Here is an 18,154-nt window from a genome sequence, read left to right on the forward strand (position 1 = left end):
CTTAATATTAGATTATTAAATTTTACAAAGGTAAGAATTGAAATTATAATTAACTATATGTTGTATATTATGGAAAGAGACGTAAGGTTATATACCATATATAGTGGAAGGGGATAAGTATGATAGATTTGTTTAATATTTGCAAGTTAGCTTTAGATGGAATAGATAATAGCCAGGGAATTTATACTGAGGAAAGACTTTTAGATGCATTAAAACATATAATTAGACCTAATGTAAAAGAAGAAGAAATTAGAGATTCAATAATACAAGTAGCATTAGAGCTTACATCTGATTTAGAACCAGCATGGCAATATGTTGCAGCAAGACTTTATGTATTTAAGCTTTATGATAAAATAAGAAAAAACAGGGATCTTAAAAAGGAAGAAAATTTATATGGTAATTTATATGGATTTATAAGTGAACTAACTGATAAAGGACTTTATGGTAAGTACATACTAGAAAATTATACTAAAGAAGAAATTTTAGAATTAGAAAAGGAAATTAAACCTGAAAGAGATTTTTTATTTACGTATAGTGGTATAAATCTTTTAGCAAAAAGATACTTAATTCAAGATTTTGATAGAAGTACATTAGAGTTACCTCAACAAATGTTTATGGGAATCGCTATGCATTTAGCAATTCCAGAGAAAAAGGAAGCTAGAGTAAATTGGGCGAAAAGATTTTATGATGTTCTAAGCTCACTTAAGGCGACCATGGCAACTCCAACAATGTCAAATGCTAGAAAGCCATTTTATCAATTAAGTTCATGCTTTATAGATACAGTAGAAGATAGCTTGAAGGGGATATATAAATCATTAGATAACTTTGCAGAAGTTTCAAAGTTTGGTGGTGGAATGGGAATATATATTGGTAAGATTAGAGCTTTAGAGTCACCAATAAGAGGATTTAAAGGTGCTTCAGGAGGCGTAATCCCTTGGGTTAAGCTATTTAATGATACAGCAATAGCGGTTGATCAATTAGGTGTAAGAAATGGATCAGTTGCTATATGGCTAGATGCTTGGCATAAAGATTTACCAGAGTTTCTTCAACTAAAAACTAATAATGGTGATGATAGAAAAAAAGCTCATGATGTTTTCCCAGGTCTTTGTTATCCAGATTTGTTCTGGAAGCTTGCAGAAAATGATATAGATTCAAATTGGTATATGATGTGCCCACATGAAATTAGATTAATAAAGGGGTACTCACTAGAAGATTCCTATGGAGAAGAGTGGGAAAAGAGATACTATGAATGTGTTGAAGATGAAAGAATAAGCAAAAGAGTTATGACAGTTAAAGAAATTGTTAGATTAATAATAAAAAGTGCTGCTGAAACGGGAACTCCATTTGCTTTTTATAGAGATACAGTAAATAAAATGAACCCAAATAAGCATAAGGGAATGATTTATTCATCAAACCTTTGTACTGAAATAATGCAAAACATGAGTGCAATGGATATTCAAAAATCAGAAATAACAGATGAAAATGGAGATACAATAATAGTTGAAAGAACAAAACCAGGAGACTTTGTGGTATGTAATTTATCATCAGTAGTTTTAGGAAATGTTGATGTCAAAAATGATGAAGAACTTGGATATGTTGTAGAAACACAAATAAGAGCTATGGATAATGTTATAGATTTAAACTATTATTCAGTACCATTTGCTGAAGTTACTAATAAAAAGTATAGAGCAATAGGGCTTGGAACAAGTGGATATCATCATATGCTTGCAAATAATTTAATACATTGGACGGAAGATGAACACAAGGAATTTGCAGATTATGTTTATGAAAGAATAAACTATCATGCAATAAAGGCAAGTATGACTATATCAAAAGAGAAAGGAAGATATTCATGCTTTGAAGGGTCAGATTGGGATAATGGAAACTACTTTGAACTTAGAGAATATAAATCAGAGAAGTGGAACTTATTAAGAGAAGAAGTAAATACTTATGGAATGAGAAATGGTTACTTAATAGCTGTAGCTCCAAATGGTTCAACGGCAACTATAGCAGGAACTTCTGAAGGAATAGATCCAGTAATGGCTAGATTTTGGCTTGAAGAAAAGAAAGGCAGCATAATACCTAAGACAGCACCAAACTTAAATGAAGAAAACTATTGGTATTATAATTCAGCTTATAATATTGACCAAAAATGGTGTGTTCAAATTAACGGAATAAGACAAAGACATATAGATCAAGGGCAATCATTTAATTTATATATAACAACAAACTATACTATGAGACAAATCATGAATCTATATATAGAAGCATGTAAATCAGGAGTTAAATCAATATACTATGTGCGTTCAAAGTCATTAACAGTAAATGATTGTGAGAGTTGTTCAGCATAATAGGAATAGAGTCTTGGAGGAAAGAAAATGCTTATAAATAAAAAACCTCTTTTTAATGAGTTTGGTGATATTGAAACATCTAAAAAGAGAATGATAAATGGAAATACTACTAACTTAAATGACTTTAATAATATGAAATATACTTGGGTTTCAGATTGGTATAGGCAAGCAATGAATAATTTCTGGATACCAGAGGAAATAAATCTAGCTCAAGATTTAAAGGATTATAATAAGTTAGCTAATGAAGAACGAACAGCTTATGATAAAATACTGTCATTTTTAATATTTTTAGATTCAATACAGACAGCGAATTTATCCAATATAAATAATTACATAACAGCTAGTGAAGTGAATTTATGTTTGACAATACAAGCTTTTCAAGAAGCAGTACATTCCCAAAGTTATAGTTATATGCTAGATACAATATGTTCTCCAGAAAAGAGAAATGAAATATTATATCAATGGAAAGATGATAAGATATTATTAGAGAGAAATAAATTTATAGGTGAATTGTATAATAACTTTTTAGAAGCACCAACTCAAGAAAATCTTATAAAAACTATAATGGCTAACTATATATTAGAAGGAATATATTTTTATTCAGGATTCATGTTTTTCTATAATTTAGAAAGAAACGGTAAAATGCCTGGCTCAGCTCAAGAAATTAGATATATAAATAGAGATGAAAACACCCATCTTTGGTTATTTAGAAATATATTAAAAGAGTTACAAGTAGAAGAACCAGCAATGTTTACTAAAGATATAAAAAATCAATTGAAGGAAATGATGAGAACTGCAGTCGAACATGAAATATCATGGGGAAATTATGTTATTGGCGATAATATTCAAGGTATAAATAAAGACCTAATCAATGATTATATAAAGTACTTAGGAAATTTAAGAATGAAAGCTATTGGATTAGAAGAAATTTATCCTGGATATGATAAAAATCCAGCTGCATGGGTAGATATATTAGCAGATGCAAATTCTGTTAAAACAGATTTTTTTGAGGCAAAATCAACTGCTTATGCAAAAGCTGGAGCACTTATTGACGATTTATAAAAAACAAAAGCTATCTATAAATTTTTAAATTTAGTTTATAGATAGCTTTTATATTTATAAAATTTGAAAATATAAAAGTATAAAAAATGAAGCAGTTTGAAATTATTGTAAAAATTTTTAGTATAATTATACTCATATAGAAAATCGCAAAAGAAAATAAACAGAAAATTAAAATTAGTAAGAGAAAATAATAAAAATTATGTGCATTATTATTAACATACAGAAAAAATATGATATAATACATTGTAGTTGTAATTTATAAAACAGATTAGTACTTCTATAAATTTCATATATTAATTTGAATTTATAGCCATTATTAAGGAGGAATCTCGGAAATGAAAAAAGGTATAGCTGCGTCTAAAGGTTATGCAATAGGAAAAGTATTTTTACAAGAACACGAAGAAATAGTAATAACAGACACAAAGGTTTCTGATGTAGAAGCAGAAAAGGCAGTACTACAAAAAGCTTTAGAGCAAGCAAAGGTTCAATTAACTGCAATTAGAGATAAAGCTTTAGCAGAGATTGGAGAACATGAAGCTCAAGTTTTCGAAGCTCACTTAACTTTATTAGATGACCCAGAATTTACTGGCGGAATGTTATTAGAAATAGAGTCAAATAGTATAAATGCAATGAGAGCAGTTGAAGGCGTTACAAATACATTTGTAATGATTTTTGATTCAATGGAAGATGAATATATGAAGGAAAGAGCTGCTGATATAAAGGACGTTTCAAAGAGAATCATAGCTAACTTAGCAGGTAAAGGCGGAGATGCTTTTGCAATTACAGAAGCAAACACTGTAGTTGTAGCTCATGACTTAACTCCATCAGACACAGCTCAATTAGATAGAAGTAAGGTAGTTGGTTTCTTAACTAACATTGGAGGAAGAACTTCTCACTCTGCTATTATGGCAAGAACATTAGAAATTCCTGCAATAGTTGGATTAAAAGATATAACTACATCAGTTAAAAATGGAGATATGGTTATAGTTGATGGTATTGAAGGAATATGTATCATAAACCCAGAACAATCAGTTATAGATGAATATACTGCAAAGAGAGAAAAATTCTTAGCAGAGCAAGAAGAATTAAAGAAATTAATAACTGTTAAAACAGTTACTAAGTCAGGAAGAAGAGTTGAAGTTTGTGGAAACATAGGATCACCTGCAGATGCTGAAGCAGTTGTTGCAAATGGTGGAGATGGTGTTGGTTTATTTAGAACGGAATTCTTATATATGGACAGAGATTCTGCTCCAACTGAAGAAGAGCAATTCGAATCTTATAAAAGAGTTCTTGAAATAATGGATGGAAAGCAAGTTGTTATAAGAACACTAGATATCGGTGGAGATAAGACACTTCCATACTTACCATTACCACAAGAAATGAATCCATTCTTAGGATATAGAGCTATTAGATTATGTTTAGATAGAAAAGATATATTCAAGGTTCAAATTAGAGCTTTATTAAGAGCTTCTGTTTATGGAAACCTTGCAGTAATGTTCCCAATGATTTCAGGCTTAGAAGAATTCCAAGCTGCTAAAGAATTCGTTGAAGAATGTAAGGCTGAATTAAAAGCAGAAGGAAAAGAATACTCAGAAAAAATCCAATGGGGTATAATGGTAGAAATTCCTGCTGCAGCTGTATATGCTGATGAATTAGCTAAGCATGTTGATTTCTTCTCTATAGGAACAAATGACTTAATCCAATACACATTAGCTGCTGATAGAATGAGTGAAAAGGTATCATACCTTTACAACCCAATGCACCCAGCTGTATTAAGATTAATCAAGATGACTATAGATGGAGCTCACAAGCATGGCAAGTGGGTAGGAATGTGTGGAGAAATGGCAGGAGACGAAACTGCTATCCCAACATTAGTTGAATATGGATTAGATGAGTTCTCAATGAGTGCTACATCAATGTTAACAGCTAAGAAGATAATATTAGAACAAGAATAATTAAACTTATGAAAAGTCGCATCATATAAATGCGGCTTTTTATTTTTACTCTTTAGGAAATTATAAAAAGTTTACCCTATCAATAACTTTTTATAATTTCCTTCCTTCAGTTTTCAAATCGATATATAGGTTTGCGATGACTTGGAGCAAAGCGACGGAATAAGTAAACCTATATATATCGACTTTTTTTAATAAAAGCATATAATTAAAAGTAAACTAATGTTGTAAAAGCTATATTAAAATTATGTATATAAGAGTTATTTTTAATAAGAGGAGGAGCAAATGAGAAAAATTTTAGAAATGTTTATTTCTTTTTTTAAAATAGGAGCTTTCACCTTCGGTGGAGGTTATGCAATGATACCTTTAATAGAAGAAGAGGTTGTAAAAAATAAAAAGTGGATTGAAAAAGAAGAGTTCATAGATATATTGGTAGTTTCGCAAAGTCTTCCAGGGGCATTAGCAGTTAATTGTTCTATATTTTTGGGATATAAAATAGGAGGAGTTATAGGGGGAATAATGGCTCTTTTAGCAGTAGTATTACCATCCTTCTTAATAATAATTATAATTGCAGCTTTCTTTATGCAATTTAGAGATAATTATTATGTAAATGCGGCTTTTAAGGGTATAACGGCTGCAGTTCCGATGCTAGTATTAGTTGGAGCAGTAAGTTTGAGCAAGGGCTTGCCAAAAAACACAAGGACTGTAATTACAATTATAATTGCGCTTATAGCATTAACTTTCTTTAATATTCATCCAGTTATAGTAATATTATTATCCGCTATATATGGAGCTATATTTTTAAGAAAGAAGGTGAGCTAATGCAGCTTTTAATAAAATTATTTTTTTCTTTCTTCAAAATAGGTGCATTTAGTTTTGGAGGGGGATATGCTATGCTTCCCTTTATTCAAAGAGAGATAGTGGAAAATAATAATTGGCTTAATATAAATGAATTCATGGATATAATCGGTATATCTCAAATGACTCCTGGACCAGTTGCAATAAATTCTGCCACATTTGTAGGTTATAAGGTTTCAGGAGTTGTAGGTAGTATTATGGCTACTTTAGGAGTTGTAATAACGTCATTTATATTAGTATCAATTATAAGTAAAACATTAGAAAAGTTTAAAGAATCTACAATAGTAAAATCAGCCTTAATGGGAATGAGGCCTGTATTAATTGCATTAATACTAAAAGCTTTTCTAGACTTAGCAAAAGAATCTTATTTAGATTTAAAGAGTATTATAATAACTACGATAATAGGATTAGTACTATTAAGTAAAAAGGTTCATCCTATATTAGTTATAGTAATAGCTGCAATTATAGGATTAATATTTTATTCATAAATCTAATGAGGTAACGAAAGTATGAAGAATAAAGATAAAAAGGTCTATGAAAAGGCACTTGATTTATATAATAAAGGTTATATAGATAAAGCTATAGAGCAATGTGAGATAGGAATATCAAGAAATTTAAAAGATTCAAATTTATTAAATTTAAAGGGACTACTTTTATATTTAAAGGGAAATATAGAAGAAGCAGTTTCATTATGGAAAATAAATAAAGATTATAATGGCGACAATATTTCAAAATCATATTTAATAGATATAGAAAAAGATTTCCGTAGAAAAGAATTATTTGAAGAGGCCGAAGAATTAATAAAAAATCTTAATATAGATGAAGGAATAGAGATTTTAAATATATGTAATGAAAGTGATTTTAACTTAATAGGAGTAAACAATAATTTAGCTATATGCTATATGAAAAAAGGGCTTTATGATAATAGTAAATTTTATATTAAGAAAGTATTTGCAGTAGATAAAAATAATATTACTGCAAAGAGCATAAATAAAGAGATAAATGAAATTTTAGATATAAAAGACAATAATAAAATAGTTTTTAAGTCTATACTAATAACATTTATTATATTTATGATTGTATCAACAGGAGCAATTGTTATGGGAAAGCTTAAAAATACACCTTTAGTTGAAGAAAAACTGTTAAGTGATAATTTAAGCGCTTCAAATAATATAGAGAATTCTAATACAATTAATGAAAGTGAAAATTCCAGCTCAAAGGATGAAGAGAAGCAAAATAATATACAAGATAAAAACAATGAGAAAATAGAAAATCCATTAACAGAAGGTGATATAACTACTAATTACATAAATGCGACAAATCTTTTTTCACAAGAAAAGTATAATGATGCAAAAGTATTATTAGAAAAAACTATTATTTATTCTGAGAAAAGTCATCTAAATGATGATATATTATTTTTACTAGCCTCTGCAAGCGAAAAGATAGCAAAGAATGAAGAGGCAATAAAATATTTTGAGCAATATATATATATATATGAAAATGGGAACTATATAGAAGAAGCTTATTATAAAATAGCCCTATTGTATAAAGAGATAAATATAGAAAAAAGTAAATTTTATGCACAGGCTTTAGTAAATAAGCATCAAAATTCAATTTATAATAACAATATTATAAAAGGTATTTTAAATATTTAACTATAGGAGTGACCAATATGCTAACAGTAATAAAAGGAATTAAAGTTTACTCTCCTGAATATCAAGGAGAAAAGGATGTAGTAATATCTTCAGATAAAATTGAAGGAATATATGAAAATTTAAAAATTCCTGAGAATTTTATAAATATAAATGTTATAGAGGGGAAAGGGAAGCTACTTTTTCCTGGATTTATAGATTGTCATGTACATATTAATGGAGGCGGAGGTGAAGGGGGATTTAAAACTAGAACTCCTGAGATAAAGCTAACAGATTTAACAAGAGCAGGAATAACTACTGTAGTAGGATGTATAGGTACAGATGCAATTTGCAGAGATATGAGAAGTTTGCTAGCAAAAGCAAAAGCTTTAGAAGAAGAGGGAATAACTACATATTGCTATACAGGCTCTTATGATATACCAGTAAAAACTATAACTGGTAATATAAAAGGTGATATAATGCTAATGGATAAAGTTATTGGAGTAGGTGAAGTAGCTTTATCTGATCATAGAAGTTCTCAAGCTACATATAATGAGTTTGCAAATACAGTTGCTCAAGCCAGAGTAGGAGGATTGCTATCAGGAAAAGCTGGAATAGTTAATATTCATTTAGGTGATGGAGCAAGAAAACTAGATTATTTATTTTCTTTAATTGAAGAAACAGAAATTCCTCCAACTCAATTGTTACCAACTCATATAAATAGAAGTAGAAAGTTATTTAAGGTTGGAGAGGATTATGCAAAAGAAGGTGGATTCATAGATCTTACTACAAGTTCTGATCCTAAATTTTTAGAACCAGAAGAATTAAGAGCAAGTGAAGCATTAAAGCTTTTATTAGAGAATGGAGTAAATATATCTAATGTTACTTTTTCATCAGATGGAAATGGAAGTATGCCTATTTTTGATAATAATGGTAACTTAACTGGGCTTGGAATATGTTCTGTATCAACTCTATATGGAGAGGTAAAAGAATGTATAAAAACTCATAATTTAAAAATAGAGGATGCAATTAAAGTTATTACATCTAATGTAGCAAGCGTATTAAAGCTTTCAAATAAGGGGTCAATAGATGCAGGAAAAGATGCAGATTTAGTTTTAGTAAATGAAAATTCATTAGAAATAGATACAGTTATAGCTAAGGGTAAAATAATGGTTGAAAATGGTGAGCCGATAGCAAAAGGTACTTTTGAGTAACAAAAAAGAAGTGATATGATAAAATATCACTTCTTTTTTTGTTTTAGTTTACTGAAAACTCCCTATTTAAAAACCAGGAATTTTTCTAGAAACTCTTTTAAACTATCTACCTATTTAATTTGTTTTAAAAAATAAATGTTGCCCTATAGCTTTGCTATCAGTTTTTTCAACACCTTGCATCCAAGAACAAGTCGCTATAGAAGGATTATAGAAGAATAAAGCTTCATTTGTTGGATCATTACCTTTTATAGCTTCGTAAACAGCATTATAGCATTCTTCAGTTGGAGTAACTGATATTTCACCATTTACCACACATGAAAAAGCATTTGGTTGAAGAATAACATCTCTAATGCTATTTGGGAATCCTGGACTTAATACCCTATTTAGAATAACCGACGCTACGGCAACTTTGCCTTCATAGGGCTCACCTTTACTTTCAGCATAAACAATTTTAGCCATTAAATTTAAGTCATCTTGTGTTAGATATATTTGGTTGTCGTTGTGATTGAAAACCTCAACCACCTTTTCTTCTGGAATATTTATAAAAGTACTATTGAATGCTACATTTAAGTCATTGCTTATTAGGTTATTAGAACTAATTTTAGCACTGGTGGATGTGGTAGTAGTTCTATAACCAAACACAGGTATTTCTGCTGAAAATAAAAAGGTTAAAAATAAAATAGGTATTGTTTTTAAATATTTCATAAATAACCTCCTTTTGGATAATATATAATCCAAAATTAGTATTGCCAAAAGAAAAAATATAATACTAATTTTTTTGTAGATTATTTTTATAAGAAGAATAAGCATCTAAGACATCATTTCTCTTAGAAGAAGCATTTTGATAATTTTTATCTATCTCTTTAGAATATTTACTTATATCAGAACAAGTTTTTTCATATATTACAGCTTCTTTAATTGATTTTAAATAAATGTGATATATTTTTAAATATTCATCTAAAGAGTTATATATGTTCATAAAACCATCTGGTATAGATAAAGATATAACTTCTTTTTTCAAACTTTCATAAGATTTTTCTTTTTTATATAAATCGTCAATAATAACCTGTAAGTCTCTCTTATCTTCTCTTATTTTATTTATAGCAGGTATTAAGTCTTCATTAAGTGTATCTATTGTTGATTTAAAAGATTCAAGTTTAATAATAAATTCACGTTGTTTTGTATTTTGAAATTCAGAATCTCTATTTAATTTAATAAGAGTATTTACATAATTATAAGTATTATTAAAAAATTCAAGAGTTTTATCCGAAAGTTCTATACGTATTTTGCTTTCATTTACAATAGAATAATCTTTTAGACATTTTTCTTTAAGATTATTAAAGGTATCTAAATCATTGCTAGATCTTATATCTTTAGGATTAGATAATATATATATACAATTATCATATAAATTTATTGTTGATAATAAAGCATTATTTAAATCATTTTTCATAGAAGAAACTTCTGCATTTACATTTTCTACTTCAGAAAGAGATGACAAAATCTCTTTAAGTTTATTTGAACCAGAAATTAAAAGTTCGTAGGATTTATTTGTATCAATTGTCATATCCTTTATGCCATCCTCAAGACTTGCATTAACTTCATTTAGTTCAACAATCATATGTTTTAAATTTCTTTTAGTTTTATTTGAATCTGAATTGTATATAAGAAAAAAAGACACAATTGATAAAAGTAATAATGCTGATATTAAAGATACAAACAAAGACTTATGCTCCTTTATTAAAATAGTAAATTTTTCTTTCATAAAACCATTCCCCCATATTAATCTCTTTACATAAATTTATATTATAGTAAAGTGGAAAATATTATATAATTAAAAAATTTTAAAGTATTATACTAAGATTTTACTAATTGGTGTATAATTAAAGTATATGAAAGTTAGGGGGGTGCCCTTTGTGCAGGAGATCAGTACGTTAATAACAAACACAATAAAAAACATATCTATATGGTCAGTTTTAGATATAATAGTAGTTGCTTATATATTCTATAAGGGGTATATATTAATAAAAGAAACAAGGGCAGAGCAACTTTTAAAAGGTATTATATTGATGATAGCATTAATACCTATAAGCTATATTTTAAAACTAGAAATGCTTAATTTTATTTTAAACAAGACTTTAACAATTGGACTTTTATCTGTTGTTATAATATTTCAACCAGAAATAAGAAGGGCGTTGGAACATATAGGGAGAAGTGCATTTGAAGAGATACACAATATTCAAGATGAGGAAAAAAGAGATATAACTGTAAATGAAATAATTAATGCTATCAGTAACCTAGCAGAGTCTAAAACAGGAGCATTAATAGTTATAGAACAAGCAACAAGATTAGGTGAGATATTAAATTCAGGAACTATCTTAGATGCAAAAGTATCTTCAAATTTATTAGAAAATATATTTGTAGTTAACACACCACTTCATGATGGAGCAACAATAATAAGAAAGGATAGAATACTAGCATCAGGATGTGTTCTTCCATTAACTAATAATAATACTATAAATAAAAAGCTTGGAACTAGGCATAGAGCAGCCATTGGACTATCCGAAGTTTCAGATTCTATGGTATTAGTTGTTTCAGAAGAAACTGGTATTGTATCGCTAGCTATAAATGGTAGATTAACAAGAAATTATGATAAAGAGAAATTAAGAGTAATTTTATTGAAAATGATGCAGCATAATGATAAAAAGAATGTAAAATCAGCTGGGGAGAAGGTGAAGGCTTGGATAAGAAGGAAAAAACCAAATTAGTAGTACCAATAATATGCCTCTTATTATCTATAGGCTTATGGGTTTATGTAACCAATGTAGAAAATAAAATAAGAACTACAGAAATAAGTAAAATACCAGTTGAATTAATTAATACAGAAGCTTTAACTAACTCTAAGTTAGCATTAACTCCAAATCAAGAACTATATGTAACTTTAAAGGTTGAAGGAAACACAAGCGATATAAATAAAATAAAGAAAAGTGATTTTAAAGTTCAAGTTGACTTAAGCGAATATGCTTGGAAAAAGGGTGAAAATAAGGTGCCGGTTACTATAGTAGATTATCCTATTACTGTAAGCCTAAAAAATAATAACGCCTTAACAGTGTCAATTAGAATAGAAGATATGGTAGAAAAATCTATGCCAGTAACTTCAAATATTAAAGTTAATACACGTGAAGGATACTTTGCATCTGAAGCAACAATAAAGCCAAATGAGGTTAAAATTAGTGGAGCAGAATCTGCTGTTAGCAGAGTTTCTAAATTAGTAGTATCGGGAACAAAGGAAGATGTTTATGAGAGTATCCTTGAGAGTTATGATATAAAAGCCATAGATGAAAGTGGAAAAGAAGTAACAGATATTTCTATATCGGATAAAGTAGCTAATGTAGAAATAAAGGTAAGCAAAGGGAAAGCTGTAAAAGTTAATATTGCTACCAGTGGACAGCTACCTAATCAATTTAAAATGAAATCAATAGAAAGCGATAAGAAAGCAGTAGAAATATTAGGACCTAAAGAGATATTAGATACTATAAATGAAGTAACAACAACCCCTTTAGATTTAAGCTCAATAACAGATAATAAAGATGTTTCACTTGGAATAATAGTTCCAGATGGAGTAAAAGTCGCTCAAGGGGATGAGTATGTAACAGCTAAAGTAAGTGTAATAAAACTTATAACAAAGGACTTTAATGTAAAGTATGATTTACTTGGAGCTGTTCAAGGTTTGAAAATTAAATTAAACAAAGATACCATAAGGGTTACAATAAGGGGATATGAAGACGAAATGCCTAATGTTACTCCAGATAATATTAAAGCAACATTAGATGTAAGCTCCTTTAAAGAAGATGGGACTTTTGAACAAACTCCAAAGGTTGCAATGCAAGGACTAAATAGTAATTTTAGTATAGTATCTTTTGAGAATGCAACATTTACTGTCTCTAAGGAAGTAGCTCAAAAGCCTTCAGAGAACAATAATAATTCAGAAAATAATTAATAATCTAAATAAAGAGATACATAGCTAATTTGGTTATGTATCTTTTTAATATCGAGGAAAGTATAAAAGTTTAAAGTTTTGAAATAGTAGTAGATAATACATATAAAAATAATTCTAATAAGAATAAATATATGTTAAAATAAGGTGCTATCAAATGAGTATTATAATTGATAGATATATTATAAATATCCAATAGAGAGGAGATTTAATTATGGCAATTAGAGTTAATAATATGGCCTTAAAAATAGATGAAGATAAGAATTTATTAATAAAAAAAGTAGCTAAAAAACTAAAGATTTCTATAGATGAAATGCAAAATTTCAAAATAGTAAAAGAAAGCCTAGATGCAAGAAAGAAAAATGATATAAAGTATATATATTGCGTAGAAGTAGAGCACAAAAATGAAGAGAAATTGGTCAATAAATTAAGAGATAAAGATGTAAAGCTAGAAGAGCCTCATTATGATGCCGATATAGTTTTTGGTGGAAAAGAACTAAAAAATAGGCCAGTAGTAGTTGGATTTGGACCGGCAGGAATATTTGCAGCTTTATTATTAGCAGAAAAAGGATATAAGCCTTTGGTAATAGAACGTGGAGAAGATGTGGATAAGAGAACAGAGACTGTTGATAAGTTCTGGAAAACAGGTGAATTAAATACAGAGTCTAATGTTCAATTTGGAGAAGGGGGAGCAGGGGCCTTTTCAGATGGTAAATTAACTACAAGAATCAAAGATAGAAGATGTGACTATGTATTAAGAGGGTTAGTTAGAGCTGGTGCACCAGAAGATATAACCTATGTAGGAAAGCCTCATGTTGGAACTGATATTTTAAAGGGTGTAGTTAAAAATATAAGAGAGAGAATTAAAGAATTAGGTGGAGAGGTATTATTTTCATCAAAATTAGAAGAGATAAAAAGTGAAGCTGGTGAACTAAAATCAATTATAGTTAATGGAAAAGAAATAGAATGTGAAAATCTTATATTAGCAATTGGACATAGTTCCAGAGATACATATGAAATGTTACATAAAACAGGAGTGTTTATGGAACCAAAAGCCTTTGCAGTTGGAGTTAGAATAGAGCATCCTCAAGAACTTATAAATAAAAGTCAATATGGAGATATGCATGAACATCCAAAGCTTAAAGCAGCAGAATATAGATTAACTTATCAAAGTGAAAAGTTAAAAAGAGCAGTTTATTCATTTTGCATGTGTCCTGGTGGTGTTGTAGTTGCAGCAGCTTCAGAAAATGAAAGATTAGTATCAAATGGAATGAGCTATCATGCAAGGGATTTAGCTAATGCAAATTCAGCTCTAGTGGTAACTGTAGGACCAGATGATTTTGAAGGAGATTCACCGCTTAGAGGAATGGAGTTCCAAAGACACTATGAAAGCTTAACATTTAAAGTAGGTGGAGGAAAATATAAAGCTCCAGTACAATTAGTTGGAGATTTTATGGAAGACAGAGTAAGCACAAAATTAGGAAAAGTTATTCCTAGCTATACAGCAGGTTATGTATTTAAGGATTTAAGAGAGTGTCTTCCTGATTATGTAATAGAAGCCTTAAAAGAAGGAATAGCTGATTTTGATAAGAAAATAAAAGGATATGGAGATTTCGATTCAGTTTTAACAGGTATAGAAACAAGAACATCTGCTCCTGTAAGAATAACTAGAGATGAAAAGCTTCAAAGTATATCAATAAAAGGTCTATCCCCAGCAGGGGAAGGCGCTGGGTTTGCAGGCGGAATAATATCAGCAGCAGTTGATGGATTAAAGGTTGCAGAAAAAATAATGGAAGAATATAAGCCAATAAAATAAATATTAGAGAAAATTCTGAAAATTCAAGTTTTCAGAATTTTTTTTGATACAATATAAAAGAGAAAAGGAAATATTTGTAGTTTATATCACTAATTGATATAATTTTAACAAAAAAGGGTTGAGGGTAAAGATTAATTAAGGACTATAATAAGCATTAAAGATAGAAAATTCTTAATTTTTAGAATAGTCATTAATTATTAAAATAAAAATTTACATAATGAGTATGAGGGGTGCTAAAATGAGTAAGAATTTTGATGATTTATTACAGAAGATTAATGGTTGTACTAAGAAAAAGGTGGCAGTTGCTGTAGCTCAAGATGAACCAGTTTTAGAAGCAGTTAAAGCAGCTAAAGAAAGAGGAATTGCAGATGCCATTTTAGTAGGAGATTCCAATAAGGTAAAAGAAATAGCAGAAAAGATTGATATGGATCTTTCACAATTTGAGGTTGTTCACGAAACAGATATAAAGAAAGCGACTTTAGAAGCAATAAGATTAGTATCAACTGGTAAAGCTGATATGGTTATGAAAGGATTAGTAGATACAGCCACATTTTTAAGAAGTGTTCTCAACAAAGAAATAGGATTAAGAACAGGAAAGCTTATGTCACATGTTTCTGTATTTGAAATACAAGGAGTAGATAGATTAATTTTACTAACAGATGCAGCATTTAATACTTATCCAGATTTAAAGGCAAAGGTTCAAATATTAAATAATGCAGTAGATGTAGCACATGCTTGTGGAATAGAAGTTCCTAAAGTAGCACCTGTATGCGCTGTAGAAGTTGTAAATTCAGATATGCCAGCAACAGTAGATGCAGCATTATTATCAAAGATGAATGATAGGGGACAAATTAAAGGGTGTGTAGTAGACGGGCCTTTAGCTCTTGATAATGCGCTATCAGAAGAAGCAGCACATCATAAAGGAATAACAGGAAAAGTAGCAGGAAAGGCAGATATAATATTACTTCCAAATATTGATACAGCTAATGTTATGTATAAAACTTTAACATATACATCAAAATCAAGAAATGGAGGACTTTTGGTTGGAACATCTGCACCTGTAATTTTAACATCAAGAGCCGATAGTTTTGAAACGAAGGTAAACTCCATTGCTTTAGCAGCATTAGTTGCAGAAGCTAAAAAGTAAAATAAGGAATGGAGGAAGCTTTGTTATGTCTTACAAATTATTAATCATCAATCCAGGATCAACTTCAACTAAAATTGGTGTTTACCAAGATGAAAAAGAGGTTTTTATAGAAACCTTAAGACACTCTGCAGAAGAAATAGGAAAGTATGAAAGTATTTATGATCAGTTTCTATTTAGAAAAGAGATAATTATAAAAGTACTAAAGCAAAATAATATTGATTTAAAAACTTTAGATGCGATAGTTGGTAGAGGTGGAATGCTAAAGCCAATGGAAAGTGGTACTTATAAGGTTAATGAAAAGATGATAGAAGATTTAAAAGAAGGTATTCAAGGACAGCATGCATCAAATTTAGGAGGAATAATTGCAAGTCAAATAGGTAATGAACTGAACATACCATCTTTTATAGTAGATCCAGTTGTTGTAGATGAACTTAATGATGTAGCAAGAGTTTCAGGCGTTCCTGAGTTACCAAGAGTTAGTAAGTTTCATGCTTTAAATCAAAAAGCTGTAGCAAAAAGATATGCAAAGGAATCAGGAACTAAATATTCAGATTTAAATTTAATAGTTGTTCATATGGGGGGCGGAGTTTCAGTAGGAGCCCATAAAAATGGAAGAGTAGTAGATGTAAATAATGCATTAGATGGAGAAGGGCCATTTTCACCAGAAAGAGCGGGATCAATACCAGTAGGAGCTCTTATAAAAATGTGCTATAGTGGAGAATTCACAGAACAAGAAGTATACAATAAGATACTTGGAAAAGGTGGATTTGTAGCATACTTGAATACAAATGATGCAAGAGATGTACTAAAATTAGCAGCAGAAGGAAATAAAGAAGCGAAGTTATGCTTTGATGCATTTATATATCAAATTTCTAAATCAGTTGGTGAAATGGCAACAGTTTTAGACGGAAAAGTTGATAGAATGATTTTTACAGGAGGAATAGCTTACTCAGAAAAAGTTGTAGAAGAATTAAAAAAGAGAGTAGATTGGATAGCAGATATTACAGTATATCCAGGAGAAGATGAATTATTAGCTTTAGCACAGGGAGCAATAAGAGTAATGACTGGAGAAGAAGAAGCAAAGGAATATAACTAAAGGAACAAAGCTACTATGAATATTAACATTTGATATTTATAGTAGCTTTTTATTAAGGCTTTAGTATTAACTTTATATATAATATACCTAAATTTACATAGTAGTTTACAAATATAAATTTATGGTAAAATATAGATAAGGGAGGGGTTTTATGAGAACTTCGTTTAATACAAATAATAAAATGACAATGCTATCAGAAATGAGAAATGATAGTATATTTCAGATATTAGAATATGATGATCTAGAAGGATCAGATGATCTAAACTTATCAATATATCTTAGTTTTATGAAAGAATCCACAGTTAAACTGAGACAAGTAAGAATAATATTAGATGATAGTGCAGTTAAAATAGAGTCAGGAGCATTAAGCTATATGAAAGGAAATGTAGAAATAGAAAATAAAACTGGGGGGATCTTAGGAATTGGAAAAAAGTTTTTTTCCAGTAAAGTAACAGGAGAGCCAATGTTTAAGCCAACTCTTAAAGGAACTGGTGAAGTTTTTCTAGAGCCAAGGTTTGGACATTTTACATTAATAGAGTTAGAAGATGAAGAAATAATAGTAGATGATGGTTTGTTTTATGCTTGTGAAGAAGGAATAGAAGTAGAGCCAGCAATGCAAAAAACTGTATCTTCAATGCTTTTTGGAAATGAAGGAGTTTATCAAACAAGACTAAGAGGTAGTGGAATAGTAGTATTAGAAATACCAGTACCAGATAAAGAAATATTAAGATGTAAAATGTTTAGAGATACTTTAAAGGTTGATGGAAACTTTGCTATTTTAAGAAGTGGAAATATAGAATTTTCAGTAGAGAAATCAGGAACAACATTAATAGGAACAGCCTTTAATGGAGAAGGATTACTTAATGTTTATAAGGGAACAGGAGAAGTGTGGTTAGTACCAACTAAGGCTATATATGAAGAGCTTAAAGAAACAGGGCTAAAGGATTTAAAATCTCCTGAAGGAAGAATTGATACAGAAATTTAAAATAACTTTCACTTCATATTAATAAAGTTGTAAACTGCTAAAAAG

The 18,154-nt window shown here is 29.4% G+C and carries 15 protein-coding genes; 13 read left to right on the forward strand and 2 right to left on the reverse strand.

The genetic code is table 11. The annotated features are described in order from the left end of the window. The first annotated feature begins 119 nt into the window (after window positions 1–119). The 7 genes from ACZJV1_RS01755 to iadA all read left to right on the forward strand — a co-directional run bounded on the left by ACZJV1_RS01755 (window position 120) and on the right by iadA (window position 9,068). A complete protein-coding gene (locus ACZJV1_RS01755) occupies window positions 120–2,351 on the forward strand; it encodes a ribonucleoside-diphosphate reductase subunit alpha (protein ID WP_463651219.1) in 2,232 nt (743 codons plus the stop codon). A 27-nt stretch (window positions 2,352–2,378) separates the two neighbouring features. After that, window positions 2,379–3,413: a ribonucleotide-diphosphate reductase subunit beta gene (locus tag ACZJV1_RS01760; protein WP_463651220.1), complete on the forward strand. Its 1,035-nt coding sequence runs from the start codon at window positions 2,379–2,381 to the stop codon at window positions 3,411–3,413. A gap of 335 nt (window positions 3,414–3,748) precedes the next feature. Next, the gene (gene ptsP, locus ACZJV1_RS01765; RefSeq protein ID WP_463651221.1) at window positions 3,749–5,368 is read left to right on the forward strand and encodes a phosphoenolpyruvate--protein phosphotransferase; all 1,620 of its coding nucleotides are present in this window, start codon (window positions 3,749–3,751) and stop codon (window positions 5,366–5,368) included. A gap of 282 nt (window positions 5,369–5,650) precedes the next feature. Further along, on the forward strand, window positions 5,651–6,187 hold the full coding sequence (locus ACZJV1_RS01770; RefSeq protein WP_460288987.1) for a chromate transporter: 537 nt from the start codon (window positions 5,651–5,653) through the stop codon (window positions 6,185–6,187). Then, a complete protein-coding gene (locus tag ACZJV1_RS01775) occupies window positions 6,187–6,711 on the forward strand; it encodes a chromate transporter (RefSeq protein WP_322545415.1) in 525 nt (174 codons plus the stop codon). The genes ACZJV1_RS01770 and ACZJV1_RS01775 overlap by 1 nt, the downstream gene beginning before the upstream one ends. 21 nt (window positions 6,712–6,732) lie before the next feature. Further along, window positions 6,733–7,878 (forward strand): tetratricopeptide repeat protein, encoded by a 1,146-nt coding sequence (locus tag ACZJV1_RS01780; protein WP_463651222.1) that lies wholly within the window; start codon window positions 6,733–6,735, stop codon window positions 7,876–7,878. A gap of 17 nt (window positions 7,879–7,895) precedes the next feature. After that, window positions 7,896–9,068: a beta-aspartyl-peptidase gene (iadA, locus tag ACZJV1_RS01785; RefSeq protein WP_463651223.1), complete on the forward strand. Its 1,173-nt coding sequence runs from the start codon at window positions 7,896–7,898 to the stop codon at window positions 9,066–9,068. Window positions 9,069–9,182: 114 nt separating this feature from the next. Here iadA and ACZJV1_RS01790 read toward each other — a convergent pair whose 3' ends face one another. After that, window positions 9,183–9,773: a cell wall hydrolase gene (locus ACZJV1_RS01790; RefSeq protein ID WP_411169562.1), complete on the reverse strand. Its 591-nt coding sequence runs from the start codon at window positions 9,771–9,773 to the stop codon at window positions 9,183–9,185. Between the two features lie 64 nt (window positions 9,774–9,837). Then, window positions 9,838–10,833 carry a hypothetical protein gene (locus ACZJV1_RS01795; protein ID WP_463651224.1) on the reverse strand — a complete coding sequence of 332 codons (996 nt, stop codon included), beginning with the start codon at window positions 10,831–10,833 and terminating at the stop codon, window positions 9,838–9,840. 151 nt (window positions 10,834–10,984) lie between these two features. Between ACZJV1_RS01795 and cdaA the strand changes: the two genes are divergently transcribed. The 6 genes from cdaA (at window position 10,985) to ACZJV1_RS01825 (ending at window position 18,109) form a co-directional block, all read left to right on the forward strand. Then, the gene (cdaA, locus tag ACZJV1_RS01800; RefSeq protein ID WP_463651225.1) at window positions 10,985–11,836 is read left to right on the forward strand and encodes a diadenylate cyclase CdaA; all 852 of its coding nucleotides are present in this window, start codon (window positions 10,985–10,987) and stop codon (window positions 11,834–11,836) included. After that, entirely contained in the window at window positions 11,809–13,068 is a 1,260-nt protein-coding gene (locus ACZJV1_RS01805) for a CdaR family protein (protein ID WP_463651226.1), read from the forward strand. Before cdaA ends, ACZJV1_RS01805 begins: the two co-directional genes overlap by 28 nt. 211 nt (window positions 13,069–13,279) lie before the next feature. Beyond that, window positions 13,280–14,881: an NAD(P)/FAD-dependent oxidoreductase gene (locus ACZJV1_RS01810; RefSeq protein WP_463651227.1), complete on the forward strand. Its 1,602-nt coding sequence runs from the start codon at window positions 13,280–13,282 to the stop codon at window positions 14,879–14,881. 238 nt (window positions 14,882–15,119) lie between these two features. Beyond that, a complete protein-coding gene (gene ptb / locus ACZJV1_RS01815; RefSeq protein ID WP_463651228.1) occupies window positions 15,120–16,028 on the forward strand; it encodes a phosphate butyryltransferase in 909 nt (302 codons plus the stop codon). A 25-nt stretch (window positions 16,029–16,053) separates the two neighbouring features. Beyond that, entirely contained in the window at window positions 16,054–17,124 is a 1,071-nt protein-coding gene (gene buk, locus ACZJV1_RS01820) for a butyrate kinase (protein WP_463651229.1), read from the forward strand. A gap of 151 nt (window positions 17,125–17,275) precedes the next feature. Next, window positions 17,276–18,109, forward strand: a complete 834-nt coding sequence (locus tag ACZJV1_RS01825) for an AIM24 family protein (RefSeq protein ID WP_411169569.1) — start codon at window positions 17,276–17,278, stop codon at window positions 18,107–18,109. Window positions 18,110–18,154 lie beyond the last annotated feature (45 nt).

This window comes from Clostridium sp. LS3 (assembly GCF_055330225.1).